Source organism: Vibrio sagamiensis NBRC 104589, from assembly GCF_007990935.1.
GTDB lineage: Bacteria > Pseudomonadota > Gammaproteobacteria > Enterobacterales > Vibrionaceae > Vibrio > Vibrio sagamiensis.
In genome coordinates this window covers 1-24,940 of record NZ_BJXJ01000022.1, presented here as the reverse complement: position 1 = coordinate 24,940, position 24,940 = coordinate 1, and the positions used below count along the sequence as shown (strand labels likewise).

At 44.3% G+C, this 24,940-nt stretch carries 27 protein-coding genes; 12 read left to right on the top strand and 15 right to left on the bottom strand.

From position 1 onward, the window contains the following. Positions 1–231: 231 nt before the first annotated feature. Positions 232–1,755, top strand: a complete 1,524-nt coding sequence (locus VSA01S_RS11965; protein WP_039979033.1) for a YifB family Mg chelatase-like AAA ATPase — start codon at positions 232–234, stop codon at positions 1,753–1,755. Positions 1,756–1,829: 74 nt separating this feature from the next. Here VSA01S_RS11965 and VSA01S_RS11960 read toward each other — a convergent pair whose 3' ends face one another. Further along, entirely contained in the window at positions 1,830–2,786 is a 957-nt protein-coding gene (locus VSA01S_RS11960) for a DUF2860 domain-containing protein (protein ID WP_039979034.1), read from the bottom strand. 156 nt (positions 2,787–2,942) lie between these two features. On the opposite strand from VSA01S_RS11960, the gene yihG reads away from it, so the two are divergent. After that, positions 2,943–3,848 carry a 1-acylglycerol-3-phosphate O-acyltransferase, YihG family gene (gene yihG, locus VSA01S_RS11955; RefSeq protein WP_083932193.1) on the top strand — a complete coding sequence of 302 codons (906 nt, stop codon included), beginning with the start codon at positions 2,943–2,945 and terminating at the stop codon, positions 3,846–3,848. A 114-nt stretch (positions 3,849–3,962) separates the two neighbouring features. Here yihG and VSA01S_RS11950 read toward each other — a convergent pair whose 3' ends face one another. From VSA01S_RS11950 to VSA01S_RS20010, 5 genes are all read right to left on the bottom strand, one after another. Beyond that, positions 3,963–4,565: a thiol:disulfide interchange protein DsbA/DsbL gene (locus tag VSA01S_RS11950; RefSeq protein ID WP_039979036.1), complete on the bottom strand. Its 603-nt coding sequence runs from the start codon at positions 4,563–4,565 to the stop codon at positions 3,963–3,965. A gap of 34 nt (positions 4,566–4,599) precedes the next feature. After that, positions 4,600–5,586, bottom strand: a complete 987-nt coding sequence (locus VSA01S_RS11945; protein ID WP_039979058.1) for a serine/threonine protein kinase — start codon at positions 5,584–5,586, stop codon at positions 4,600–4,602. Between the two features lie 48 nt (positions 5,587–5,634). Continuing rightward, positions 5,635–7,053 carry a cytochrome c oxidase accessory protein CcoG gene (ccoG, locus tag VSA01S_RS11940; protein ID WP_039979037.1) on the bottom strand — a complete coding sequence of 473 codons (1,419 nt, stop codon included), beginning with the start codon at positions 7,051–7,053 and terminating at the stop codon, positions 5,635–5,637. A 308-nt stretch (positions 7,054–7,361) separates the two neighbouring features. Beyond that, positions 7,362–7,625, bottom strand: coding sequence for a YihD family protein (locus VSA01S_RS11935; RefSeq protein WP_039979038.1), 264 nt, complete (start codon positions 7,623–7,625; stop codon positions 7,362–7,364). A gap of 141 nt (positions 7,626–7,766) precedes the next feature. Then, positions 7,767–7,934, bottom strand: coding sequence for a hypothetical protein (locus tag VSA01S_RS20010; RefSeq protein ID WP_167325140.1), 168 nt, complete (start codon positions 7,932–7,934; stop codon positions 7,767–7,769). Between the two features lie 297 nt (positions 7,935–8,231). On the opposite strand from VSA01S_RS20010, the gene VSA01S_RS11930 reads away from it, so the two are divergent. After that, the gene (locus VSA01S_RS11930; RefSeq protein WP_039979039.1) at positions 8,232–9,038 is read left to right on the top strand and encodes a sporulation protein; all 807 of its coding nucleotides are present in this window, start codon (positions 8,232–8,234) and stop codon (positions 9,036–9,038) included. A gap of 70 nt (positions 9,039–9,108) precedes the next feature. Next, complete coding sequence (trhA, locus tag VSA01S_RS11925) at positions 9,109–9,774, top strand: PAQR family membrane homeostasis protein TrhA (protein ID WP_039979040.1); 666 nt, start codon at positions 9,109–9,111, stop codon at positions 9,772–9,774. Between the two features lie 71 nt (positions 9,775–9,845). Here the strand turns inward: trhA and VSA01S_RS11920 are convergent, their stop codons facing one another. The 6 genes from VSA01S_RS11920 to def form a co-directional block, all read right to left on the bottom strand. Beyond that, the gene (locus VSA01S_RS11920) at positions 9,846–10,421 is read right to left on the bottom strand and encodes a DUF3157 family protein (protein ID WP_039979041.1); all 576 of its coding nucleotides are present in this window, start codon (positions 10,419–10,421) and stop codon (positions 9,846–9,848) included. A 20-nt stretch (positions 10,422–10,441) separates the two neighbouring features. Next, positions 10,442–11,887 (bottom strand): TrkH family potassium uptake protein, encoded by a 1,446-nt coding sequence (locus tag VSA01S_RS11915; RefSeq protein ID WP_039979042.1) that lies wholly within the window; start codon positions 11,885–11,887, stop codon positions 10,442–10,444. Positions 11,888–11,896: 9 nt separating this feature from the next. Then, complete coding sequence (gene trkA, locus VSA01S_RS11910) at positions 11,897–13,273, bottom strand: Trk system potassium transporter TrkA (RefSeq protein WP_039979043.1); 1,377 nt, start codon at positions 13,271–13,273, stop codon at positions 11,897–11,899. Between the two features lie 61 nt (positions 13,274–13,334). Then, the gene (rsmB, locus tag VSA01S_RS11905) at positions 13,335–14,621 is read right to left on the bottom strand and encodes a 16S rRNA (cytosine(967)-C(5))-methyltransferase RsmB (protein ID WP_039979044.1); all 1,287 of its coding nucleotides are present in this window, start codon (positions 14,619–14,621) and stop codon (positions 13,335–13,337) included. A gap of 78 nt (positions 14,622–14,699) precedes the next feature. Next, positions 14,700–15,647 (bottom strand): methionyl-tRNA formyltransferase, encoded by a 948-nt coding sequence (gene fmt, locus VSA01S_RS11900; protein ID WP_039979045.1) that lies wholly within the window; start codon positions 15,645–15,647, stop codon positions 14,700–14,702. A gap of 34 nt (positions 15,648–15,681) precedes the next feature. Next, positions 15,682–16,200: a peptide deformylase gene (gene def / locus VSA01S_RS11895; protein ID WP_039979046.1), complete on the bottom strand. Its 519-nt coding sequence runs from the start codon at positions 16,198–16,200 to the stop codon at positions 15,682–15,684. A 138-nt stretch (positions 16,201–16,338) separates the two neighbouring features. On the opposite strand from def, the gene VSA01S_RS11890 reads away from it, so the two are divergent. The 4 genes from VSA01S_RS11890 to VSA01S_RS11875 are packed head-to-tail and all read left to right on the top strand — an operon-like array spanning position 16,339 to position 19,630. Then, complete coding sequence (locus VSA01S_RS11890) at positions 16,339–17,427, top strand: LysM peptidoglycan-binding domain-containing protein (protein ID WP_039979047.1); 1,089 nt, start codon at positions 16,339–16,341, stop codon at positions 17,425–17,427. Continuing rightward, a complete protein-coding gene (gene dprA / locus VSA01S_RS11885) occupies positions 17,417–18,526 on the top strand; it encodes a DNA-processing protein DprA (RefSeq protein WP_039979048.1) in 1,110 nt (369 codons plus the stop codon). The genes VSA01S_RS11890 and dprA overlap by 11 nt, the downstream gene beginning before the upstream one ends. A 2-nt stretch (positions 18,527–18,528) precedes the next feature. Beyond that, entirely contained in the window at positions 18,529–19,008 is a 480-nt protein-coding gene (locus tag VSA01S_RS11880; protein WP_039979049.1) for a DUF494 family protein, read from the top strand. Between the two features lie 52 nt (positions 19,009–19,060). Continuing rightward, a complete protein-coding gene (locus tag VSA01S_RS11875) occupies positions 19,061–19,630 on the top strand; it encodes a DNA topoisomerase family protein (RefSeq protein ID WP_039979050.1) in 570 nt (189 codons plus the stop codon). A 61-nt stretch (positions 19,631–19,691) separates the two neighbouring features. Here VSA01S_RS11875 and VSA01S_RS11870 read toward each other — a convergent pair whose 3' ends face one another. Together VSA01S_RS11870 and purE are read right to left on the bottom strand one after the other, a co-directional pair. Beyond that, complete coding sequence (locus VSA01S_RS11870; RefSeq protein ID WP_039979051.1) at positions 19,692–20,825, bottom strand: 5-(carboxyamino)imidazole ribonucleotide synthase; 1,134 nt, start codon at positions 20,823–20,825, stop codon at positions 19,692–19,694. 5 nt (positions 20,826–20,830) lie between these two features. Continuing rightward, positions 20,831–21,316: a 5-(carboxyamino)imidazole ribonucleotide mutase gene (purE, locus tag VSA01S_RS11865; RefSeq protein ID WP_039979052.1), complete on the bottom strand. Its 486-nt coding sequence runs from the start codon at positions 21,314–21,316 to the stop codon at positions 20,831–20,833. 197 nt (positions 21,317–21,513) lie between these two features. On the opposite strand from purE, the gene tsaC reads away from it, so the two are divergent. The 4 genes from tsaC (at position 21,514) to VSA01S_RS11845 (ending at position 24,238) form a co-directional block, all read left to right on the top strand. Continuing rightward, the gene (gene tsaC / locus VSA01S_RS11860; RefSeq protein ID WP_039979053.1) at positions 21,514–22,071 is read left to right on the top strand and encodes an L-threonylcarbamoyladenylate synthase type 1 TsaC; all 558 of its coding nucleotides are present in this window, start codon (positions 21,514–21,516) and stop codon (positions 22,069–22,071) included. Between the two features lie 29 nt (positions 22,072–22,100). Further along, entirely contained in the window at positions 22,101–23,015 is a 915-nt protein-coding gene (gene hemF / locus VSA01S_RS11855; RefSeq protein ID WP_039979054.1) for an oxygen-dependent coproporphyrinogen oxidase, read from the top strand. 122 nt (positions 23,016–23,137) lie between these two features. Beyond that, positions 23,138–23,971: a shikimate dehydrogenase gene (gene aroE, locus VSA01S_RS11850; protein WP_039979055.1), complete on the top strand. Its 834-nt coding sequence runs from the start codon at positions 23,138–23,140 to the stop codon at positions 23,969–23,971. A gap of 3 nt (positions 23,972–23,974) precedes the next feature. Beyond that, positions 23,975–24,238 (top strand): DUF1488 family protein, encoded by a 264-nt coding sequence (locus VSA01S_RS11845; RefSeq protein WP_039979056.1) that lies wholly within the window; start codon positions 23,975–23,977, stop codon positions 24,236–24,238. A 5-nt stretch (positions 24,239–24,243) separates the two neighbouring features. On the opposite strand, the gene VSA01S_RS11840 is transcribed toward VSA01S_RS11845, so the two are convergent. Beyond that, positions 24,244–24,795, bottom strand: a complete 552-nt coding sequence (locus VSA01S_RS11840) for a gamma carbonic anhydrase family protein (protein WP_039979057.1) — start codon at positions 24,793–24,795, stop codon at positions 24,244–24,246. Between the last annotated feature and the right edge of the window lie 145 nt (positions 24,796–24,940).

Sequence of the window (24,940 nt, the reverse complement as noted above, 5' to 3'; positions counted from 1 at the left end):
TAATCAGGAGTAGTAGTGCGTTGATGCGAGCGAATGTATTCATCTGTCTGTCGTTATTCTTTTCGTTAAAATTTTATCTAATGTTCTACGAAATGCTTTTCATCACTAGTGGTAACATACAAATCTGTTACATGACAAGCAAAAACTCATTCTTTTTTCATATTAACGGTTCCCGAAGGCAGGCTATATCTAACAGATCTGGTTTACATCGTGGACACAATTGAGGAAATTATGGGGTTGGCAATCATTCACAGTCGAGCAAGTGTTGGAGTTCAAGCTCCAGCGGTCAGTGTCGAAGTACACATAAGCAATGGGATGCCGGGCTTTACCTTGGTAGGGCTACCTGAAACCACCGTCAAAGAGTCTAAAGATCGTGTTCGAAGTGCGATCGTCAATTCAAACTTTCAGTTTCCAGCCAAACGGATTACGGTCAATCTTGCTCCAGCAGATTTACCCAAAGAGGGAGGTCGATTTGACTTACCTATCGCGTTAGGAATTCTCGCAGCTTCACAGCAGATCGTGACAGATAGGCTTGATAATTATGAATTTATCGGCGAATTAGCTTTGTCTGGAGGGTTGAGAAGGGTGAAAGGAGTGCTGTCCGCGGCACTGGCTGCAAATAAGAGTCAGCGTCACTTAGTTGTCCCTCATGCGAATGGCGATCAGGCTGCTTTGGTGGGGAAAGAGCATCACAAATCTGCACAATCTTTATTGGAAGTCTGTGCTGAACTGTGTGGTCAGCATCAGTTGGATCTTTATCAAGCACCGAGAAAAAATACAGCCAGTAATCAGAGTCGTGACTTGCAGGATATTATTGGTCAGCAACAAGGTAAGCGTGCCCTAGAAATTGCCGCTGCAGGCAATCATAACTTACTATTTTTGGGGCCTCCGGGTACAGGTAAGACCATGTTAGCCTCACGACTGTGCGATTTACTGCCGGAAATGAGTGACGAAGAAGCAATGCAAACGGCCGCAGTGGCTTCTTTGACGCAAAGTGATATCAATGAACATAATTGGAAACAGCGTCCGTTCCGTTCTCCACATCATTCAAGTTCAATGGCAGCCTTAGTTGGAGGAGGTTCAGTCCCTAGACCTGGTGAAATTTCTTTGGCACATAATGGGTTGCTGTTTCTTGATGAAATGCCTGAGTTTGATCGTAAAGTGCTCGACTCGCTCCGAGAGCCATTAGAATCAGGTGAGATCATTATTTCTCGGGCCCAAGGTAAAACCCGCTTTCCAGCAAGATTCCAGCTGGTAGGGGCACTGAATCCCAGTCCAACTGGATACTATGAAGGCAATCAAGCACGAACCAATCCACAAGCGATCCTCCGTTATTTGGGACGTCTGTCTGGGCCTTTGCTCGATCGCTTTGATATGTCGCTAGAGATCCCTGCGCTACCGAAAGGCACTTTGTCTGAGGGTGGCGATCGTGGAGAACCGACTTCGGTGGTGAAAGCGCGGGTGAATCAAGCTAGAGATGATATGTTAAATCGAAGTGGCAAGGTCAACGCCCTATTAGGCAGTCGCGAGATCGAGGCTTTCTGTCCTTTACAAAAAAGTGATGCTGAGTTTTTAGAAAATGCGCTCCATCGATTGGGTTTGTCGATCCGTGCTTATCATCGCATCATTAAGGTTGCTCGCACCATTGCCGATCTTGAAGGTGCGCAACAAATCGAGCGTTCACATTTAGCCGAAGCTCTAGGTTACCGAGCCATGGACCGATTGCTCAAACAGCTTACTGCTCAGGCGGTGTAGGGAGCATAAGCCTCTAACTGTGCTATGAGCTTTGGCAGCAAGCTAGGTGCCCGCTGCCTACTGCGAAGGAATGGCTAAAAATTGTAGTTTAAGCCAGCAGAGACGACCAGTTGCTTTTCTGCATAGAAGGAAAGGTTAGAGTGGGTATCGCTGTAGCCAGCTAAGGACACGAACGACCAATTTTGCCATTGAAAAACATTACTATACTCATAGGCGGCAAACAGGCTCCATGCCTTATCGTTGCGAGCTTTACCAAAGATCTGACTGGCAGCGTCATAGTCCTTTATTTTATAGCCCGCGGTAAGCGCCAATTTGTGGCGTTTAATAAAGGCAAACCAGCTTAGATCGAGTTTGTAAGAATCAAAAGATTCTGCTTTGCCATCTGCATTTTGCTTAACATAGGTAAAAGCAGGCTTAAGCATAGAAGTGCGGCTAAGTGGAATGCGATAATCCGCCTTAAAGTGGTAAATGTCTGCGTCTCGGGCCAGCGAGGCATCTGTTACTCGATCATTCTCAACCCCCTTTACTGCGTAGGCCAAATCGAGATTAAGGTTGTTATTTAACAGGTTTTTAATTTGGAAACGGAAAGCGTTACCACCTTCGTCAGTGGTACTTCTTGCTTGGTCGAGTAGGTAAGGGTCTTGCCAAGTTTCACTTTTAAGAATAGTCGGCAAATAAGAAACATCTAAAATAAGTCCATCGGATAGTTGATATTGGTAGCCGAGCTGAAAAGCCAGTATACCAATGGAAATATCTGAGCGTGTGGTGCCTATATAAACTTGTCTATCGAGTTGATCACCATAAGTATAAGAGAGCATACCTAATGGTGCTGCGATAAACGAGCCGTGGCGATCTGTATTCTCATTATAAGAGTGAATGGTACTGCTACTTTTGGTATTAAAATGAGATTGAGATGATATAAAGCCAGCATTGGCAGAAATATTACCGTTGATACCTGTATTTTTGGCTAACTGTGCCTGAACTGAACTGACACAAAATGCGGTAGATAAGGTGATAATTTTTAGCTTCATTGATGACTTCCTTATTGTAATAACTGCAGTTGATGTATTTATTAAAGCTCGTTAACAGAGCTGACCAATCTGACAAAGATTCCCAAATGGTAATAGATTCGTATAATTACGCACTGTTTCATTATTGCACTATAAACGGTCTGGTAATTAGGTATTATTTTGATTTATCTATTATTTATATTTAATGTTTTTTTAATAATTCTTAATACAACGGTTTGTTCTATGGCTATTTGTATTACTGCAGTTTTTAAGTGGTTTTTGCCAACTCAGGCTCTCAAGGCTCAAGGAACGAAAGTTGCTAACAAGTTGATGTGGTTGTGGGCCACGAACAATGCACTCATTCTGGCTCTGTTCAATAGAGTTGAATGGGATGTTCAAGGCGGAGAAAATCTTAGAAAAAATGGCTGGTACTTATTGCTAAGTAATCACCTCAGCTGGTTGGATATTGTTGTACTGTGTTGTGTGTTCAAAGACCGCATTCCAATGCCAAAGTTTTTTTTGAAACAGCAGTTATTATATGTGCCCTTTATGGGAATGGCTTGCTGGGCATTAGATATGCCTTTTATGCGCCGTTATTCCCGTGAGTATTTGCTTCGTCATCCAGAGAAACGAGGCCAAGACCTAGCTACTACTCGGCGTTCTTGTGCTAAGTTTAAGTGTACCCCAACAACAGTAGTTAATTATGTTGAAGGAACACGATTCACTATAGAAAAACAACGGAAAACACGTTCTGGCTACCAGTATTTACTTAAACCAAAATCCGGTGGGATTGCGTATACCTTGGGGGCAATGGGTGAACAGTTTGAAAGTATCATTGATGTCACCTTGGCTTACCCTGGCAGCTCTGATAAACCATTTAGGGATGTGTTATTTGGTCGGATGAAAAAGATTGTCGTTAGGGTCAATGTGCGCCCACTGAATGAGCAAGTCACGGGCGATTATTTCAATGACAAACCTTTTAAGCGCCAGTTTCAGCATTGGCTGAGTGGGATTTGGCAAGAAAAAGATCAGCGTTTAAAAGCTATTTACTCGTCAGAGACTAAAGCCGACCAAACTAAATAACCCATGATTTCTGCAGTATTTGAAGAATCGTGACAAGCGGCGCTGACTTTGAGTTGATTTGAATAAAAAAGGGGAGAGCACTTAGCTCTCCCCCTTTCATCACTCAATCGAAAGTTACTTTAATGTCAGTAGGTAGTTCACTAAGGCAATGTATTCGTCTGTTGATTTTAGCCCTTGTGCTTGAACCAGATATTTGTTGTTAACAATAATTGCTGGAACACCTGTTAAGCCACTGTTTTCAAATTTCTTATCCATGCGACGCACCATGGAGTCAATTGCAAAACCTTTGTAAGCCGCATCAAATTTATTTGCCTCAATACCTTCATCTAAGAAGATTTGGCGTAGCTCAGCTTCATCACGTGGTGGCTTACGCATGTTATGGATGCGATTAAAGAGTACCGGAATCATTTGATCTTCGATTTGTAGTGCCACCATAGTTGCAAACGCTTTGCTCATCGCAGGCCCCATGCTGCCACCCATAAAGGAAACGTGATTCTTTTGCAGTTCAACACCATCCGGAAGCTTTTTCTTAAGCTGTTGGATGATAGGTTCAAACGAATTACAATGTGGACAATAAAAAGAGAAGAACTCCGTTACCATTGGTTTATTAGAAGGTTCTAAATCTAAGACTTTATAATGCTCTCCTTCTTTATAAGGGGCAGCTTGTACTGATAGGCTTAGTACTAACATAGAAAACAGTGTGAACAGCTTTTTCATTTAAATTTCTCCATTTTGAGTTGTTCAGCCGGACTTACCATTGCGGCATTAAAGATAATGGTGTTTCCGCTAAATTAGCAATTTGCTCTTTAAAGGCAAGGACTTGGCCTTCCCAGTATTTTGGCTCATTAAACCATGGAAAAGCGAGCGGAAATGCAGGGTCATGCCAACGTTTTGCTAACCATGCCATATAGTGCACCATTCGTAGACCACGTAAAGGTTCAATTAGTTTCAATTGGGTCGAATTAAAGTCACTGAATTCTTGGTAGCCTTCTAATAAAATATCCAATTGTGTGAGTTTGTCTTGGCGATCGCCATTAAGCAGCATCCATAAGTCTTGTATTGCTGGCCCATTACGTGCATCGTCTAAGTCGACAAACATTGGACCGTCAAGCCATAATATATTCCCTGGGTGACAATCCCCATGTAAGCGGATTGAACTAACGTCTTCTTGCCAATGTGCCTCGATGGCTTGAATCAGCAGATCTAAATCATTAAAGAAACTGTTTTCTAGGTGGGCTGGGATCATATTGGCATTTTGTAAGATAGCTTTAGGTTGGTAGAGGTATTCTTGCAAGCCGATACTAGGGCGATGTTGGAAGGTGGTTTGACTGCCTACCTTGTGTATGCGGCCTAAAAATCGACCGACACCTTCAAGTTGATCAAAATTATCAACCTCAAATTGGCGACCACCGACACTATTAAACAACGCAAAATTATAGCCTTGGTAATGATGCAACGTTTGGCCGTTAATACGTACAGGTGGTGCGACAGGAATCTCGTTATCGACCAGTTCCAGAGTAAAATCGTGTTCTTCTTGAATTTGTTCATGATTCCAACGCTCTGGACGATAAAACTTCACCACGTAGCGTCGCTTTTCTTCATCAGTAAACTGGTAAACTCTGTTCTCGTAACTATTAAGCGCGAGAAAACCAGATTCGGCACGAATACCGATGCTTTCGAGGGCGTACCACATAAAATCTGGAGTGAGGGCGTCAAAATTAAACGTGCCTTGAGACATATAAATAAAAAGGCTCATTGCTGAACCTTTTTCCATTAAAAGGATAAATTAGAGCTTTTTAATAAAGCGGCTTTCAACTTGTGTTGTAAATTCATGGTTGCTGTCAGTGAGTATAAACTGAATGGTGGTAATTGCAGAGTCAAGAGTGTTGGGTTTAATACCAAGACTAATTGGTAAATTCAACACTTCTCCTGGCTGTACATCGACATTGTGTTTTCCGTACCAATGCACGTTGTCTAATCCAGAGACATCTAACTGGTAAGTTTGTGACTGCTGAGTTTTGTTGATAATCTTCAAGGTATAGGTATTTTCGACTTCTCCAACGCTGTTGATTCTAAATAGTTGGTTACGATCACGTAGTACGCTTAGCCCAGCAGGATCAACACTGACAAGTTGAGTGATGAATAAGCCAATCATGACCAATAGGACAGCGCCATAGCCGAGTAACTTTGGTCTTATTACGTGAGTTTTTTGGCCGCTTAGGCGGTGTTCGGTCGTGTAACTGATGAGACCCTTTTGATAGCCCATACGTTCCATTGTATGATCACAGGCATCAATACAAGCGCCGCAGTTGATGCATTCGTATTGTAGACCATCTCGGATATCAATACCGGTGGGGCAGACTTGCACACATAAATTACAGTCGATGCAATCACCAAGGTTGAGTGATGAAGGCTCAATTTTACGTGGACGCGCTCCTCGTTGCTCTCCTCGTTTTGCATCGTAGCCGACAACGAAGGTGTCATCATCAAACATCGCTGACTGAAAGCGAGCGTAAGGGCACATGTGGACACACATGATGGAACGCATCCAGCCAGCATTTCCATAGGTACAAAAGGTAAAAAATATCACCCAAAAGGTTGGCCAAGCTGCGCTATTAAAAGTAAAGAACTGGGTAACAAGGGGCTTAATGGGAATAAAGTAACCGACAAAAGTTAAGCCTGTGGCAAATGCGATGCTCAACCAAGCTAAATGTTTTAGGGTTTTGCGTAAGAGTAAGCTTGATGTTAAAGGGCTTGCATCTTGCTTACGGCGTTTATTGGCGTGACCCTCTAATTTTTCTTCAAACCAAATGTACATAAACGTCCAGACCGTTTGTGGGCATAAGTAACCACACCAAACTCGGCCTAAAAAGGTGGTAATAAAAAACAGTCCGAATGCACCAATAACAAAGAGCAGGGCTAATAATGTGAGATCTTGTGGATAGAGAGTGAGAGCGAAAAAGTGAAATTGCTGGTGGCTTAAATCGAGTAAAATCGCTTGTCGATCACCGTAGGATAACCAAGGTAGCAGCATAAAGAGAAGCAGCAATAACCAGCCGAAATAGCGCCGTAGGGTTTGGTAAACTCCCTTACTCTCGCGAACATAGATGCGATTGCTTGGGTTAAATCGATCTTGCTCAGTGGTACTTTTGGGATCACATTTATTAACAGTGACATCCTTAATATCAATTTTATCCTGCTTCATGGTGCTTCCTTGATGGTGTCGTTTGACCGTGCTTCTGATGGCATGCTTTGGTTTTTTTGAGGACGAAGTCTTTATTATTGAATAGTGCCTTTGGTGCGCATCTATTAACCATCGATTATATCGACAATTTCCCCGACGTTTGTTGGAGGAACTCAAGATTTGGAGAAAACTGGCGGGACTTTTCTGCGAGAGAACCAGTCAGTCTATTAATAAAACTCTGTTCTTTTCACAAAGGTTATAGACTGAGCTGGTGGGTTTGGTAGAGGTAGAATAGGCTTACTGCTGAGCGCCTTGTTCCACTCAATACATTAAAGAATACCGCGTGCGCGTAATAGTGCGGTTTTAAAATCCTCTTCATGATCCTTTTTTAATCCTGGAATAATTGCTGATTTATCGCTGTTGCGCATTTTTAGATGGTAGATCAGAACATCATCGGTCAAGTCTTCTAACTTACCTTGATAACCAGCTTCATCAGCCAGCTTAACGATGAATTGGATGAGGGACATATCCTGATCTTTATTCCACTCTGGTCCGAGTAATTCAAGTAACTCTTCAATACGATGACACTTCATCTCTTTCTCCACAAATTCTATAGGTGTTTTGTGTAAGGTATCAAATTGCAGCGCAATGCCAAAATAGAAAGTGTAGGAGAGTAAAATGAAAACAGAGGATGAGAGGTAAAAGAAAAGCGCGGGTTGAACCGCGCTTTCAAACTAAGCCGCTTGAGTCACTTTATGTGAGAGACTCGGCACAAGAGTGTTTTTCTCAACTAAAGTGATCGTTGGTGCAACTTGTTTTACTTTTGCTGCTACGGTGAAGCCACTGCGGCGGCGAGTTGCACTCCGGTTTGTATGTGCGAACCTGACGGATGTTGGGCGCATCTTATTACCTAACAGTCAGGCATATCCATTGCCAATCTGATGGCCTGGTTCATTATGAGCTGTGCTTCAAGAGTTTGAAGATTGGCCCTTTCTGGCTTACGCCAATCCAAATAATGAATCAGGAATTATGATATGTATACATATCATATATAGGTTATCACTCTTCTAATTATTGGTCGATAGTTGAGCGATTGATTTGTAATGATATTGTGTTTTTGGCAGTAAATTAGAGTATGAAATTTGTTTTGATCCAACTATCAGCAGTAGTAGTATGAGATTTCGACAAAGGAGGCGTCTATGTCATTTTTGAAAAAAACACTGGCAAGTTTTGGTATTGGCAGTGCCAAGATCGATTCTATATTGCACCAAGATGTGTTGTATCCAGGACAGAATATCGATGTGTCGATTCATGTCTATGGCGGAGCAACACAACAGCCGATTGATAGCATCGAGCTCAAGTTGTGTTGCCGTTATATAGCGGAAGCGCCAGATGATCATGGTGCCCGCCATACCCAACGTTCGCGCCGCACTGCTCAGACTCATGTTTTGGCACAATGGACATTGCCTTATGGTTTTACCATTCACTCTGGTGAAGACCGTGTGTTTGATATTACTTTAGAGGTGCCTTGGAATACACCCATCACCATTGGTGATGCTAAAGTTTGGTTAGAGACTGGACTGGATATTTCAATGGCGCTCGACCCCACAGATAAAGATATCCTGACCGTTCGCCCTGATCCTGTGATGGATGCGATATTGTCTGCGCTGGAATCTCAAGGACTTAGGATTCGTCAGGTGGAATGCGAAGAGGTAAAAGGTTTTGCGTTACCATTTGTTCAAGAATTTGAAATGGTGCCAGTCGACGGGCCATATCATGGGATGTGGCGAGAATTAGAGTTTGTTGCACATCGTGATGAAACGGCGCTTGGTTTGTGGTTCGAGGTGGATAGAGCACGCAATGGTCATCGAGGAATGCTAGCCAGTTTGCTCGGTGGTGGTAAGCTCAAATGCCAATTGAATATTCCTATCGGTACTAAGCCCGAAGAAGCTGGATGCTTAGTGTTGGATTACTTAGCACAAACGATGGTGTATCAAGAAGCGTAGTTTGGGCTTACACGTGTAAGCTAAGTGTGCCATACTAGGAAAATATCTAAACTATTAGTACAGGCGCCCCATGTCTAAAAAACAGCAAGAGCAATACAGTTGGGGTGAAGAGTTGGCGAACACTCTCACCCATGGCTTTGGTATCATTTTTGGTATTGTCGGCTTAGTCTTATTGCTTAATAAAGCAATCGCTCATCAAGCAGATACACTGACCATCACCAGTATGGCCATCTATGGCTCCAGCATGATCGTGCTGTTTTTAGCGTCGACGTTGTACCACGGTATCGCTTTTCCTAAAGCGAAGCGTTGGTTAAAAACCTTTGATCATTGTGCCATTTATTTGTTGATAGCCGGCAGTTATACGCCGTTTCTTTTGGTCAGTCTGCGCACCCCTTTAGCCATTGGGCTTATGACCACGATCTGGATTATTGCCTTGATTGGCATCATTATGAAAGTCGCGTTCGTTTATCGATTTGAAAAGCTCTCTCTTGCGACCTATCTGATTATGGGGTGGTTATCTTTGGTAGTGATTTACCAACTTGTCCTGCATATGGATAGCCAAGGTGTGATATTGCTTGCTTTAGGTGGTCTAGTCTATTCCATAGGGGTGATTTTCTATGTCGCCGAGCGAATACCTTTTAATCATGCAATTTGGCATGGCTTTGTACTAGCTGGTTGTATGTGCCATTTCTTTGCTATCTACTACTTTGTCGAGCCTGTCCAGAGCGTAGTTTAAGCTCGGAATAAGTTCGACTGGCGTAAATCGATACCCAAGCACCTTGAAAGCACTTGGGTATGTTGTTGATTTTATCGAGTGGTGATATTAACGATTTGAGCAGACAGCTGATATTGCTGCGCTTCAGGGACATTAAGCACGATCGTTTTCCCTTGTTGGGCCTGTTTTGGTCGTAAGTAGGTCTCCGGAAGGCGCTTTATCGATTGCCAAATATCGACTTGCTGTTGCTGTAATTGATGGCCTGACATATCCATAATGACCACCTCAATGGTGGCTAAAATCACCGCTTGATGGCCTTGGTTCGTTAACGACGTGGGGAGGTGTAATTGCCCTTCAGCGTAACTTGCTTTGCCTATCAGTAGCTCTAGCCCTGAATCGGATAATTGCATGATTGGTTTATCGCTGTTCAGTGTCACTACGCCGCTGGTCATGTTGGCAGTAGCAGGCTTAGTGATGACAGGGATGTGCTCAATATCGACTTGACCTGTAGAAGAATCGGTTGCTGGTTGTGGTTTAGATGTATCGACATATTGCCAAGTAAAATCATTATGGAGTGTTATCTGACGCCCATCTTGAAGTGTCACAATTTCGCTGGCATTCGCGAGTGGTGTGATACTGAGTGCGGCAAGAGTCAGCCATGGTTTCATTTTGTTCCCCTTGAAGTGAGTTAGCGGCGCCAAAACGCAGGAAAAAATAGGACAAGGATGGTCAAAATCTCCAAACGCCCCAGTAACATACCAAAGCTCAGTAACCATTTTGCTGCATCAGGTAGTGGGGCGAAATTTCCGGTTGGACCGATTACACTGCCCATGCCTGGCCCAACATTGGCAACCGCGGTAATGGCGCCTGAAATACTGGTAAAGGGATCTAAGCCGAGCGAACTTAAACATCCAGCAATAAAAATGATGGTAATGAAAAACATCAACCCAAATGCAACCACAGAGCGCACGATATCATCGTTAACAGGGCGATGATTGTAGCGTTGTACAAAGACCCCAGACGGGTGGATGAGCTTCATTATTTGCTTGTTGAGCAGGGTTTTAGCAATCTGGAAACGGAAAACTTTGATTCCACCAGATGTTGAACCAGAACAAGCGCCTGTCATCATTAAGAATGCGAACAGTGTCGTCGGTAATGCTCCCCAAGCGGTAAAATCTTCTAAGCCAAATCCAGTTGTTGTGACAACAGAGACGATGTTGAACATCGAGACTCGCAATGCATCCATTACGTCATAACCATCGCGTAAAACTAACCAAGCCGAAATAATCACGCTAAGAAATAAGAATAGATAGGTGAAGCCTCTCACTTGGGCATCAGTAAACAGTATTTTGATGCTGCGTTTACGAAGTGCAGCGATAAATAGTAGAAAAGGTAAACCGCCAAGAAACATAAATAGAGTGGCTACCCAATGAGCTCCATGAGAAAAGTGGTTCATGGAAGCATCTGAAGTCGAGTAACCTCCGGTAGATAGCGTGGTAAAGGCGTGGTTGATGGCTTCAAACATCGTCATGCCAGTTAATAGGAACCCTCCGATACAAAAACCAGTCAACATCAGGTAGACCAAGACAATATTTTTAGCTACTGTTTTAGCTCTTGGGCTGCTTTTGTCGGACCAATCAGATGATTCAGTTTGGAACAATCGCATCCCACCTACGTTGAGCATTGGCAAAATAGCCACTGCCATAACAATGAAACCAATGCCACCTAGCCACTGTAGAATAGACCGCCATAATAAGATACTAGGTGCCATATTATCTAGACCACTGAGCACGGTTGAACCAGTTGTGGTAATACCAGACATAGTTTCAAAATAGGCGTCGGTAAAGCTGATGTGATTAATAAATACAAATGGAAGAGCGGCAAAAACACTGGCGATTGTCCAAACGAAACTGGTCAACAAAAACATATCTCGAACACCAAGTTTAAATTTTGCTGATCGACCAATGGTTAAACAAATAAAAGCCGCAATATGAGTAATGACTATGGCTTGGGCGAACTCTAAAAAACCGTCTGTACCTGAGAAAAATGCCACCAAGGTTGGCACGTACATAAAAAGAGCAAGCTTAGATAAAACTAGCCCAATAACAAACAGTACGGGACGTAAATTAACCATCACAAAATCCTAAAGGAAAAATGGGCTTGGTTGGAATAGGGCTTCAACATCTGGCACGTACTTTTTGTCAACCAAGAACATCACCACATGGTCGTCCTGTTCTATAATGGTTCGGTCATGGGCAATCAATACTTCTTCACCTCGCACAATAGCACCAATTGTGGTGCCAGGTGGTAGTTTAATATCTGAGATGGCACGTCCAACGACTTTCGACGTTGATTCGTCGCCGTGGGCGATGGCTTCGATGGCTTCAGCAGCGCCTCGGCGTAGGGAACAAACATTGACGATATCAGCACGACGCACATGGGTTAATAGGGCAGAAATGGTCGCTTGTTGCGGAGAGATTGCCACATCAATAACGCCTCCCTGCACTAAATCGACATAGGCACTACGCTGAATGAGTACCATAACCTTTTTGGCTCCCATTCGTTTGGCGAGCATGGCTGACATAATATTGGTTTCGTCTTCGTTGGTCAGTGCGATGAAGACATCTACTTGATCAATGTTCTCTTCACTGAGTAGTTCTTGATCCGCAGCGTCACCACAAAAAACAATCGTGTTACTGAGATCTTCTGAAAGTTTTTCTGCACGCTGATAGTTTCGTTCAATTAATTTAACGCTATATGTTTGTTCTAACCGCTTTGCTAAGCTGGCACCGATATTACCGCCCCCGACGATCATAATTCTTCGATAAGGCTTTTCTAATCGCTGTAACTCACTCATAACGGAGCGGATGTGGTTACTGGCTGCAACAAAGAACACTTCATCATCAGCTTCGATGATGGTAGTACCTTGTGGACGAATAGGGCGACCCTGACGAAAAATTGCTGCCACACGAGTATCAATATGAGGCATATGTTCACGTAAAGTCGATAGTGCGTTACCGACCAATGGCCCGCCATAGTAGGCTTTAACCGCCACAAGACTAACCTTTTGTTCTGCAAAACTGACTACTTGCAGCGCACCTGGATATTGGATTAGGCGTTCAATATAACTAGTGACGAGCTCTTCGGGAGCAATCAGGTGGTCAACAGGGATGGCACCTGATTTGAACAGTGCTTCTTTTTCAGCGAGATATTCAGGTGATCGAATACGAGCTACGCGGTTGGGGGTATTGAAAAGCGTGAAGGCCACCTGACAAGCAGCCATGTTGGTTTCATCAGTATTGGTGACTGCAACCAGCATATCGGCATCTTGAGCACCTGCTTCATGGAGAACGTCGGGGTGGCTGGCATGGCCATTAACAACGCGCAGGTCATATTTATCCTGTAACTCACGCAGTCGGTCGCTGCATTTGTCGACAATGGTGATGTCGTTATTTTCACCGACTAAGTTTTCTGCCAATGTGCCACCAACTTGACCAGCCCCAAGAATAATGATTTTCATACGCTTTACTCGTTCATTCATTGGGCGACAGCATGGCTGCTTATCACCCTATATCGCTTATTTACTCTGCGTGTTTTTTGGTTAGAACGGCATAGTAAAAACCGTCCATATCGTCTTCACCAGGCAGAATCTGTCGCCCCGGTTGTTGTGGATCTGAGTCCACCAGTTGTGCATCTGTGGTGCGGTCCAAAAAGGCTTTAACTTGCTCGACATTTTCTTGAGGTGTGATTGAGCATGTCGCATACACCATGGTACCACCAGGCTTAAGTTGTGCCCACATCGCATCAAAAATTTCACTTTGTAGCTCGGCTAAGGCGGTAATATCCTCAGCACGACGTAGCCACTTAATGTCAGGGTGACGACGAATGACGCCTGTCGCAGAACATGGCGCATCTAGCAAAATACGATCGAACTGTGCACCTTGCCACCAATCTTGAGGATGGCGCGCATCCCCGTAGATAACTTTCGCCTGAAGGTTAAGACGCTGAAGGTTATCATGTACCCGTTGCAAGCGAGTTTCATCACAGTCGATAGCCACGACTTTGGAGCCTGACGTTCGTTCTAAAATATGAGCCGTTTTCCCCCCAGGTGCCGCGCAGCAGTCTAAGATCAGCTCACCGTCTTTTGGTGTGAGGTAATTAATCGATAGTTGGGCAGCCGCATCTTGAACAGATACCCATCCTTGGTTAAAACCGGGCAGCTTCATTACATCACAGGGTGAGGCTAATTTTAGAGCGTCCATCGCTTGTGGGTGTACTGTGCTATCAATGTTTTCATTTTTGAGCAGCGCTTGGTAGGCGTCACGGCTGTGATGTTGATGATTGACGCGCAGCCACATCGGTGCTTTTTGATTGTTAGCATCAACAATCTTTTCCCATTGCTCAGGATAAGCTTGTTGAAGTAGTTTGAGCAGCCAGCTAGGGTGACCATATTTGCCTGCATTGTGGCTGACGGCCATTTGGTCGAGTTCTGCTTGATTACGTTGGTAATTACGCAAAACTGCGTTGATCAAGCCGCGTAAACGAGGGCCTTTGAGATCTTTGGTACCTTCTACTGTTTCACCGACTGCTGCATGGGCAGGAATACGCATAAAGCTGAGTTGGTAAATACCAATCAAAATTAAATGATGAAAAACTCGCTGCTTGCCTTTTAAGGGCTTATCCATCAGTTGGTTCGCAATGGTTTCCAGACGAGGAAGAAAGCGCAGCGCGCCATAGCACATTTCTTGCAGCAGGGCGTGGTCTCGGGAACGTATTTTTTGTTGCGCCGCAGGTAGAGCGCTTGACAGAGAGTGGCCTTTATCAACCACAAGATACAGGACGTTAGCAGCCTCAGCGCGAACATTCATGATAGGTACCTTAAAGTAAAGGAGGGCATCTCTGCCCTCTAAAAGTTCGAATAACTTGGGTTATACTCTTAATAATAGTTAAGTCAACTGAGTTCCAATTTCAAACCAAGCTGAGCGAGAATTAAGAATATCTTGTACTGGCATGGCTTTTTTACCGGGAACTTGCAGCTGTTCTAGTACTAAAGTGCCATTGCCTGTTGCGACATAAATACCGGTTTTATCTGCTTGCAGTATGGTTCCAGCGGGTTGGTCACTGCTTTGGTCAACAACACGGCTCTGCCAAACTTTGATGCTGTTATCTGCTGCCATAAAGTGGCTCATTGGCCACGGGTTGAAAGCACGCACGCAGCGTTCTATGTGTTCAGCGTCGTCACTCCAGTTGATACGAGCTTCCTCTTTGCTTAGCTTTTGAGCGTAGTTAGCGAGTGCATCATCTTGTTTAACGGGTTTTGCTTTACCTGCAGCGATATCTGCTAAACACTCGATCAAGGCGTTAGGGCCAAGCTGAGCTAACTTCTCGTACATTATTGCGCTGGTGTCGGTTGCTTCGATCGGCAAAGTGGCGATACTTAGCATGTCGCCAGTATCTAAACCAATGTCCATCTGCATGATGGTAACCCCAGTTTCCTCATCACCGGCCCAAATAGAGCGCTGAATAGGTGCAGCGCCGCGCCAGCGAGGTAAGATGGAACCATGGACGTTAATACAACCTAACTTTGGCGTGTCAAGGACGATCTGAGGTAAAAGTAATCCGTATGCCACCACCACCATGATGTCTGCATTGAGATCAGCAAGCTCTTGCTTTGCTTCATCAGACTTAAAGTTTTGCGGTTGGTACACGGGAATGTCGTGTTCAAGGGCGATGGTTTTTACTGGGCTGGCCGTAAGTTTTTTACCACGACCTGCAGGGCGATCGGGTTGGGTGTAAACCGCGATGACTTCATGCTCCGAAGACAACAACGCCGCCAAATGACGGGCGGCGAAATCCGGAGTACCTGCAAAGACAATTCGTAATGATTGGCTCAAGGTAGACTTCCTTTTTATGTAGAGTTCGACGAGATTAGGCGTTTTGCTGTTTCTCGTTGAAACGTTTTATTTTTGCTAGCTTATCTTGAATTCGCTTACGCTTTAATGGCGATAGGTAATCGACAAACAGTTTACCCACTAGGTGATCAAGTTCATGCTGAACACAGATAGCGAGCAGATCGTCAGCGTCGAAAGTGTATTCTTTGCCATCACGATCTAAGGCTTTTACTGTTACTTCAGCGGCACGAGGCACAAGTGCGCGTGCACCTGGTACTGACAGACAGCCTTCTTCAATGCCATCTTCCCCGCGCTTCTCTATGATTTCAGGGTTAATCAGCACCATTGGTTCATCACGTGTGTCTGAAATATCAATCACAACGATACGTTTATGGATATCAACTTGGGTCGCTGCCAAGCCAATACCTTCTTCGTCGTACATGGTTTCAATCATGTCATCGACAATCTTTTGAATTTCAGGAGTCACCGCATCGACGGGTTTTGCTACCGTACGCAGGCGATCATCTGGGAATGTTAATACTTGTAATACAGACATATTCACTCGAAAAATTGAACTGTGCCGTAACAGCACAAACCTTGTTGGGTCAATTCTAGACATTTTATGACCTAAATGACAGCATCCTGAGACCAATTTCCATTTTGGTTATTAGTGGACAGACCAAGGAATAAGGTCATGAATCTGATTTTTTGTCGTATGAGGTGCCTTTTTTTAGTGTTATGGGGTGGGGTTTATTCCATCGCACATGCACAAGTCAACATACTAACAGTAAAAGAAAGTGCCCCGCAAATCTACACCGTGGTAAAGGGTGACACGTTATGGAGTATCGCCCAATTTTATTTAGATAGCCCTTGGCTATGGCCTGAGTTGTGGCGTTTGAATCCCGCTGTGGATAATCCTCACAGGATCTACCCTGGTGATACTCTTTTATTACAGTGGGTAGATGGCCAACCCACATTGATCATCAAGCCAACCAAAAAACTCACGCCAAAAATGCGATTGCAAAATAAGGAAGCATTATCGAGTGTTCGGGGGAGTGCGATACAATCTTATTGGTCCTCAAATCGTTTGTTAGATAATAAGCGATTACTTCAAGTGGCAAAAATCCTCGGTAACCGTCACGGACACCAATACTCAACTCGCCAAAATACTTTGTATATCAGCGGCCAACATACGCAAATAAAATGGGGAGTATACCGTCCGGTTGCCGTCTATGGCCGGGATAAAACAAAGGAGAAGGTCACGGCGTTGCGTTTGATTGCTAAAGCAGAGTTAATCGAAAGCGGTCATGAATTTTCCGGGTTAATGCTGACGTCACAGCGGCAAGAAGTGACCTTAGATGATGTTGCTTTGCCTCTTGTTGAGCCAGAGCTCACACCCTCCATGTTTACATTCCCTTTTTCTCCAGCTCCAAAGGGACTGTCTGCGCAAGTGTTAGGTAATATGACAGGAACCGCTCTGAGCGCCGCAGATAGCATTGTCGTGCTCAATAAGGGGACTTTGGATGAATTGCACCAAGGCAATGTATTAGAGCTAAGAGAGGCAGCTATACGAGGTTTTAGTCTAGGAACAAGCTTTGATAAACCGTTAGCACAATTGACTAAGAAGGTTGTTTTGCCACCGATATCGGTAGGGGAGTTGGTTGTGATCCGCTCTTACCGCCATTTTAGTCTTGCCATCATTGTACGCAGTATCAAACCAATCACAGCTGGGGTCTTTGTAGTATCCCCTCTGAACAAGAGGCTGAGCTTACATGAGTCTTGAAAATGAGCGCGAACTTTCTGCCTGGTTAAAGCTCAGCAGCTTACCGGGTATTGGTGGCATTACGTTAAGTAAGTTATTGCGTAAAGATACACCTACGAATATTGTTCAATACTCACAGGAGCAGTTACGTCATTTAGGCCTATCTTCAAAACAATTACAAGCTTGGTCCACTGTAGATAAAGAAGTCGAGGCTTGCTTAGATTGGTGCTCTTCGTTCGAATTGCATAATATTATCACTTTAGCTGACCCGTGTTATCCGCCTCTTTTAAAGCAGACGGTTGCACCTCCGCCTTTATTGTTCGTTAAAGGAGAGGTCGCCAGTTTGTCTTTACCGCAAATTGCGATGGTTGGTAGTCGAAACGCCAGTGTGGATGGTGTTCAACATGCTCGTTATTTTGCCGCTGATTTTGCGCAGCAAGCTTTGGTTGTCACTAGTGGTCTCGCATTAGGTATCGATGGACATGCACATGATGGTGCATTGCAAGCGGGTGGAAAAACAATTGCAGTACTAGGGTCGGGCTTGGAGCATATTTACCCTGCCCGTCACCGAGACCTTGCAGAGCGAATTACCGCAAGCGGTGCCCTAGTGTCAGAATTTCGGCCTAGTGCTAAACCCCGAGCAGAGCACTTTCCTCGCCGTAATCGCATTATCAGCGGCTTGTCTCTGGGAGTGTTGATTGTGGAAGCTGCGGAAAAGAGTGGCTCTTTGATTACCGCGCGCTATGCCCTAGAACAAAGTCGTGAAGTGTTTGCTTTGCCTGCCTCGATTAATGCCCCGAATGCCTGTGGAGGCAATCAATTGATTCGTAATGGCGCTTGTCTCGTACAAAATACTCAACAGGTGTTGAGTGAAATTCAGTCTCTACTTAACTGGTCTGTTAACCAGAGTCAGGATTTATTTTCTGCATCAATTGTACAAGAAGAATTGCCATTTCCTGAACTGTTAGCTAACGTAGGAAATGAGGCTACACCAGTTGATATTCTTTCAAGCAGGACCAATATACCTGTGCAAGAGGTCATGATGCAGCTCTTGGAGCTAGAGCTTTCAGGGCATGTCGTTGCAGTTTCAGGTGGCTATATTCGAAAGAGGAGGGGCTAGCTATGATGATGGATATACTTATGTATCTGTTCGAAACCTACATCCATAGCGATGCAGAGTTACAGGTTGAACAAGACGAATTAGAAGATGAACTACTTCGTGCAGGCTTTCACCAAAAAGACATCTATAAAGCCCTAGTTTGGTTAGAAGAGCTTGCAGCATTACAACAAAGTGATAAACATTCCGCAATTTCAGTGTGTATGGCAGCAGCATCCACACGTGTTTATACTTCGACGGAAATGATGCGTTTAAATCTTGAGTGTCGTGGCTTTCTACTGTTTTTAGAGCAAATAAATGTTCTAACGACTGAGACGCGAGAAATGGTGGTGGATCGTGTAATGGGGTTAGAAACCAACGAGTTTGAGCTCGAAGACCTTAAATGGATCATTTTAATGGTGCTGTTTAATGTGCCGGGTAATGAAAATGCATATACGTTGATGGAAGAGCTACTTTACACCAAAGAGCAGGGTATTTTGCATTAATATGTACTCAGCATTTTAAAGTCCTTCGACTATATCAGAATCAGTGGTAGTGATGAGTAGTAAAATCGATCCAACGCTTTTTTCAGTGCGTGAGCCAGCTCTTGACACAAATGTTTGCCCTCAATGTGGTGGCGTGCTAGCGCTCAAACATGGCAAGCGAGGTCCGTTTTTGGGCTGCAGCCAATACCCAAGTTGTGATTACATTAAGCCATTACATGGTAATGATGGCCACATAGTAAAAGAACTTGGTGTGCCTTGTTCTGACTGTGGTAGTGAATTGGTACTTCGGCAAGGTCGCTATGGCATGTTTGTCGGTTGTAGCAACTATCCTGTTTGTCATCATATTGAATCAATTAATCAAGTTGAACCTGAACAACAGCCTAAAGAGCAACACGGTTGTCCAGAATGTACTAAAGGATATTTGGTGGAACGCAAGACACGGTTTGGTAAAACTTTTTATGCTTGTGACAACTATCCAAAGTGCAAATTTGCTGTGAATTTACCACCGATAGCAGGGCAGTGTGAAGCATGTGGTTTTACATTATTGGTCGAGAAGAAGTCAGCGAGCGGAGTAAAACAACAATGTGCTAACCGTAAGTGCCACCATATTCAGACCCAGTAAGGCGCAATTGTAAAAGGTCGCAGATGGCGACCTTTTTAGTATGCAGCAAATGGGTGCTGGGCTATATTTTCCACTGCTGAGCAAACTGATGGACAGCGGGAAAAGTGCGTTCGTCAAGCAGGTCAGCTAAGGTGCATAATTTGCGATTCAGTTCACCTGTGTAATCACCACAAACATTGATGTGCCCCATCTTGCGGCCTGCACGCTTTTCTTTTCCGTACCAATGAATATGGCAGCCATTCATTGCAAGCAGTTCAATTGGCAAGGTATCCTCGCCCAGAATATTGATCATTGAAGTCTCTCTGATCAATTTTGTACTCCCAAGTGGTAGGCCACATACTGCGCGGACATGGTTTTCAAACTGGCATGTCTCAGCACCTTGTTGGGTCCAATGGCCTGAGTTATGCACACGCGGTGCAATTTCATTAACCAATAGCGTGCTATTGACCTCAAAGAACTCTATAGCAAGGACGCCAACATAGTTTAAATGGTTGGCGATGGCAGTAAACATTTGCTTGGCTTGCTGTTGTAGCTCAGGGGCATCAATGGCGGTTGAAAGACTTAAAACCCCGTTGGTGTGAACATTTTCCGCTAAGGGATAAACCTCAACATTGCCACTTTTATCTCGAGCGCCCACTAGCGAGACTTCACGCTCAAACGGTACAAACTCTTCAGCAACGATCGCTTGAGCAGGCGTCATTGCGATACATACTGCCATCTCTTGCCAAACGGTATCGATTTGCGTCGTGTCTTTTAAGCGCCACTGTCCTTTGCCATCATAACCGCCTAAAGCGCTTTTTAGCACCATGGGTAGACCAATTTGTTCAATGGCACACTCAAAGTCTTCACGAGTTTCAATCACGTAGTATTTCGCGTTTCGCACGCCGGCATCATCAAGTAAGGTTTTTTCAAGACGCCGATTACCACCTGCTTTAATGGCTTGAGCACTTGGTAGAAATTTGCCACTTGTTTGACACACTTCGAGTACATCATGGGGAATATGTTCGAATTCGGCAGTGATGACATCGACTTGTTCAATCGCATTCTCTAAGCCATGGCCGAGTACATGTTGAGTTAATGGATGAACAATATTGCCACTCACCACATCATAAGCTGAAATCTGGATATTCAATGGCGCTGCTGCAAGAGACATCATACGTGCTAACTGTCCAGCACCAAGAACCAGTACATGCATAATGATCAATCCTCAGCTGGGTTAGGGTTAGCGAGCACGGCTTCTGTTTGTTCGCTGCGGAAGGCTTCAACTTTCTGCATGATCGACTCATCATGAGTACCAAGAATCTGTGCGGCAAGAATTCCAGCATTTGCTGCACCAGCTTCGCCAATCGCGAGCGTGCCGACTGCAATTCCCTTTGGCATTTGGACAATTGAGAGCAAAGAATCCATGCCTTTTAGCGCGCGGGATTGAACAGGAACGCCTAAGACAGGAACGCTGGTAAAAGCCGCTGCCATACCGGGTAAATGAGCAGCGCCTCCTGCCCCGGCAATGATAACCTTAATGCCACGTTCTTTGGCGCTGGTCGCATAGTCTGCAAGCAATTGGGGAGTGCGATGTGCAGAGACCACTTTTGTCTCGTAAGGGATGCCAAATTGCTCTAGCATTTCTGCGGCTAATCTCATTGTTGGCCAATCGGACTTAGATCCCATGATGATACCGACTTTCATCTTAAACTCCTTCAAGCTGCAAATTAGGTGAGCTGATAATTTTGCGCGTATTATACGAGGATTTTTTTCTTAGGCAAACGTTTGCGTGAGGTTTTATGTAAGATATAAAGGTTTTGTAAAAAATTGCTTTAGTCTCTGAGAATGAATTTTTGTACACTTACCCTTCCACCCGATTAATAAAACTCAGGATGTGATCAGTGAATAACTTTGAATTAGCACTTGAAGCACTCAAAAATGGTGATGTATTAGCTTACCCAACGGAAGGTGTATTTGGTGTGGGTTGTGACCCTGATAATCCTGAAGCGATTCAAAAGCTATTAACTCTTAAACAGCGCCCCGTTGAAAAAGGCTTAATTCTGATTGCTGCAAGTTATGCTCAGCTTCAACCTTATATTGATGAGTCTCAATTAACCCAGCAGCAACTTGAACGTGTGCATGCGACTTGGCCAGGCCCTTATACTTGGGTGATGCCTGCCAGCAGCAAGGTATCCAGTTGGGTCTCAGGACAATTTGATTCCATTGCGGTGCGAGTCACCGATCACCTTTTGGTTCAGGACCTGTGTCAAGCCTTCGGTAAGCCGATTACTTCGACCAGTGCAAACTTAACTGGCCAACCTCCTTGTATGACAACGGCGGAGGTAGAAGTGCAATTAGGTCAGCAGTTAGTCGCTATCTTGGATGGAAAAACCAGTGGCCGTGATAAACCCAGTGAGATTCGTGACGCAAAAACTGGGCAAGTCTTAAGACAAGGTTAGATTTGGCTTTAACTAGTGGGTAATTCAGTATGTCTTCAATTGATAAATACGCCGTAAAGCAGTTTTTGCTGTCTTTACAAGACTCAATCTGTCAGCAATTAGAACAAGCTGATAGCAAAGCCGTTTTTGTAGAAGACGCTTGGCAGCGTGATAAAGGCGAACGTCTCGATGGCGGAGGTCGAACGCGTGTGCTGCGTGATGGTCAGGTCTTTGAACAAGGTGGTGTTAACTTTTCACATGTCGAAGGTAAAGAGATGCCAGCTTCTGCGACGGCCCACCGCCCCGAGTTGGCCGGGCGCCGTTTTGAAGCAATGGGAGTCTCGTTAGTCATTCACCCTAAAAACCCATATATTCCAACTTCACACGCTAATGTGCGTTTCTTTATTGCTGAGAAAGAGGGGGAAGCGCCGATCTGGTGGTTTGGTGGCGGTTTTGACTTAACGCCATTTTACCCATTTGACGAAGATTGCCAGAGCTGGCATCAGACGGCAAAACAACTTTGCGCGCCTTTTGGTGACGAGGTATACGCAGAGCATAAGGCATGGTGCGATCAATATTTCTTCTTACCACATCGAGATGAAACTCGTGGAGTGGGCGGTTTATTCTTCGATGACCTCAATCAGTGGGGATTCGAAAAAAGCTTCGACTATATAAAAGCAGTCGGTGAAGGTTTCTGCCAAGCGTATCTTCCAATTGTCTCTCGTCGTAAGAATATGGCTTACGGTGAACGTGAACGTGAATTTCAGCTATATCGTCGTGGGCGCTATGTAGAATTTAATCTCGTCTATGATCGTGGCACTCTATTTGGTCTACAAAGTGGCGGCCGAACCGAGTCGATACTTATGTCTATGCCACCATTAGCACGTTGGGAGTACCGCTATGAACCACAGGCGGACTCTCCTGAGGCCAAGCTGAGCGATTACCTTAAGCCTCGAGATTGGTAACATCTCAAACACATAAAACCTTGCTTTTGGGCGGCTTGAGCTTGCGAAGTTATAGTGATAGGGTCATCTTTAATCAGGTGACCCTCACTTTATATTCGCAGTTATCTAAATAAGGTAAACAAATGACTCAGCCGATCGATCACTATGCCGTGTTTGGTAATCCCATCGGACACAGTAAATCTCCCTTTATCCATACCTTGTTCGCGCGTCAAACTAACCAAGCGTTGAGTTATTCTGCACAGTGCGCTGCAATAGATAGTTTTTCCAAAGCAATGACTGACTTTTTTGCTCAAGGCGGCAAAGGGTGCAATGTCACCGTACCTTTCAAGCAAGAGGCGTATCAATTTGCGGACCGTCTTACTGAACGTGCGCGATTAGCTGGTGCGGTTAATACCCTCAAAAAGCTCGATGATGGAGAGATCATTGGCGACAATACCGATGGTGCGGGCTTAGTTCAGGATCTACTACAGCATAATGTTGAGCTAAAGGGAGCGCGTATTCTTATTATTGGTGCTGGTGGGGCAGCGCGAGGGGCACTTAAGCCATTACTCGACCAGCAACCAGAATTAATCACAGTGACCAATCGTACCTTATCTAAAGCTCAGCAATTAGAACAATCTTTTTCTTTATATGGGCCTGTTAGTGCAAAAAGCCTGGAAACAATTAATCAAGTCTATGATGTAGTGATCAACTCCACCTCTGCTTCATTACATGGTGAGCTTCCGGATATCTCTTCGGCTATTTTTTCAGCTAACACTGTTAGCTACGATATGATGTATGGCCAAGGAAATACGATTTTCAATCAATGGGCAAAGCAAAACGGTGTGATCAACACATTGGATGGTTTAGGGATGCTTGTTGAACAGGCCGCAGAAAGCTTTATGTTATGGCGCGGATTACGACCTGGTTCTAAACAGGTTTTGAATGAATTAAGAAAGAACTTAGAAGGTCAATAAGTGATGAATCAAGCAATTCTATTTACGGATATTCAGTCATGGCACACAGTCACGCAGTCAGTTAAATTTACAGCGCAACAATCAGGAGCATTAATTGATTGCTATATAACTAAGAAAAAGCTAGAAAAGCTCAGCGGTCTGTCAATGAAAACAGAACAAGCCATCATGGACGTGTTTGTTGAGTACCGCTTTGAGGTTGAAGAAATAGCAGAGCAACTAATAGAGGATGAAGCCTTCAATGAAGAAGGCTGTGTCGTTATTAAGTAATGCTGCTAATCGTTGATAACTTCAACTTCGTTTAAGTAGTCATCTTTGTTCTTTACGTAGTTATCCGCGGATTTTTGCAAGAAAGCGATTTCTTTGTCTGTAAGTGGCCGTGCTTGTTTGATAGGACGGCCCACATAAAGATACCCACTCTCTAAAGTTTTGCCCGGTGGTACTAAACTGCCTGCAGCGATCATGACATCAGATTGAATCGTTGCCCCATCTAAAATAATTGCCCCCATTCCCACAAGTACCCTGTCATGAATAACACAGCCATGTAACATTACTTTATGACCGATCGTAACGTCATTACCAATAGTGAGCGGGTAGCCTAGCGGATTTTCCATATTCTTATGTGAGACGTGTAAAACTGTACCGTCTTGAATGTTAGTCCGTTGACCGATATGAATATGATTAACATCACCGCGGGCAGCCACGAAAGGCCAAATACTTGAATCCTGGCCAATATGAATGTCTCCGACGAGTACGGAAGTGGTATCAATATAGACGCGCTTACCTAAATTTGGACGAATTCCCTTATAACTACGTATGTTGCTCATTCTTTTTCCTATGAGAAAGTCTATTTAGAAACAAATATTGTTTAGAAGAGTGCTGAAAATGAGCACTTTAGAGTGAAAAGTATCCAAATGGTAAAAAAAACAAAAAAAAGCATCAAAAAGGGCTTGCCAATGTGATCGCAACCCC

Coding starts and splice junctions, on each gene's coding strand:
- VSA01S_RS11965 (WP_039979033.1), top strand. CDS start 232: ATGGGGTTGGCAATCATTCACAGTCGAGCAAGTGTTGGAGTTCAAGCT.
- VSA01S_RS11960 (WP_039979034.1), bottom strand. CDS start 2,786: ATGAAGCTAAAAATTATCACCTTATCTACCGCATTTTGTGTCAGTTCA.
- VSA01S_RS11950 (WP_039979036.1), bottom strand. CDS start 4,565: ATGAAAAAGCTGTTCACACTGTTTTCTATGTTAGTACTAAGCCTATCA.
- VSA01S_RS11945 (WP_039979058.1), bottom strand. CDS start 5,586: ATGTCTCAAGGCACGTTTAATTTTGACGCCCTCACTCCAGATTTTATG.
- ccoG (WP_039979037.1), bottom strand. CDS start 7,053: ATGAAGCAGGATAAAATTGATATTAAGGATGTCACTGTTAATAAATGT.
- VSA01S_RS11935 (WP_039979038.1), bottom strand. CDS start 7,625: ATGAAGTGTCATCGTATTGAAGAGTTACTTGAATTACTCGGACCAGAG.
- VSA01S_RS20010 (WP_167325140.1), bottom strand. CDS start 7,934: ATGCGCCCAACATCCGTCAGGTTCGCACATACAAACCGGAGTGCAACT.
- VSA01S_RS11930 (WP_039979039.1), top strand. CDS start 8,232: ATGTCATTTTTGAAAAAAACACTGGCAAGTTTTGGTATTGGCAGTGCC.
- trhA (WP_039979040.1), top strand. CDS start 9,109: ATGTCTAAAAAACAGCAAGAGCAATACAGTTGGGGTGAAGAGTTGGCG.
- VSA01S_RS11920 (WP_039979041.1), bottom strand. CDS start 10,421: ATGAAACCATGGCTGACTCTTGCCGCACTCAGTATCACACCACTCGCG.
- VSA01S_RS11915 (WP_039979042.1), bottom strand. CDS start 11,887: ATGGTTAATTTACGTCCCGTACTGTTTGTTATTGGGCTAGTTTTATCT.
- trkA (WP_039979043.1), bottom strand. CDS start 13,273: ATGAAAATCATTATTCTTGGGGCTGGTCAAGTTGGTGGCACATTGGCA.
- rsmB (WP_039979044.1), bottom strand. CDS start 14,621: ATGAATGTTCGCGCTGAGGCTGCTAACGTCCTGTATCTTGTGGTTGAT.
- def (WP_039979046.1), bottom strand. CDS start 16,200: ATGTCTGTATTACAAGTATTAACATTCCCAGATGATCGCCTGCGTACG.
- VSA01S_RS11890 (WP_039979047.1), top strand. CDS start 16,339: ATGAATCTGATTTTTTGTCGTATGAGGTGCCTTTTTTTAGTGTTATGG.
- dprA (WP_039979048.1), top strand. CDS start 17,417: ATGAGTCTTGAAAATGAGCGCGAACTTTCTGCCTGGTTAAAGCTCAGC.
- VSA01S_RS11880 (WP_039979049.1), top strand. CDS start 18,529: ATGATGATGGATATACTTATGTATCTGTTCGAAACCTACATCCATAGC.
- VSA01S_RS11875 (WP_039979050.1), top strand. CDS start 19,061: ATGAGTAGTAAAATCGATCCAACGCTTTTTTCAGTGCGTGAGCCAGCT.
- VSA01S_RS11870 (WP_039979051.1), bottom strand. CDS start 20,825: ATGCATGTACTGGTTCTTGGTGCTGGACAGTTAGCACGTATGATGTCT.
- purE (WP_039979052.1), bottom strand. CDS start 21,316: ATGAAAGTCGGTATCATCATGGGATCTAAGTCCGATTGGCCAACAATG.
- hemF (WP_039979054.1), top strand. CDS start 22,101: ATGTCTTCAATTGATAAATACGCCGTAAAGCAGTTTTTGCTGTCTTTA.
- aroE (WP_039979055.1), top strand. CDS start 23,138: ATGACTCAGCCGATCGATCACTATGCCGTGTTTGGTAATCCCATCGGA.
- VSA01S_RS11845 (WP_039979056.1), top strand. CDS start 23,975: ATGAATCAAGCAATTCTATTTACGGATATTCAGTCATGGCACACAGTC.
- VSA01S_RS11840 (WP_039979057.1), bottom strand. CDS start 24,795: ATGAGCAACATACGTAGTTATAAGGGAATTCGTCCAAATTTAGGTAAG.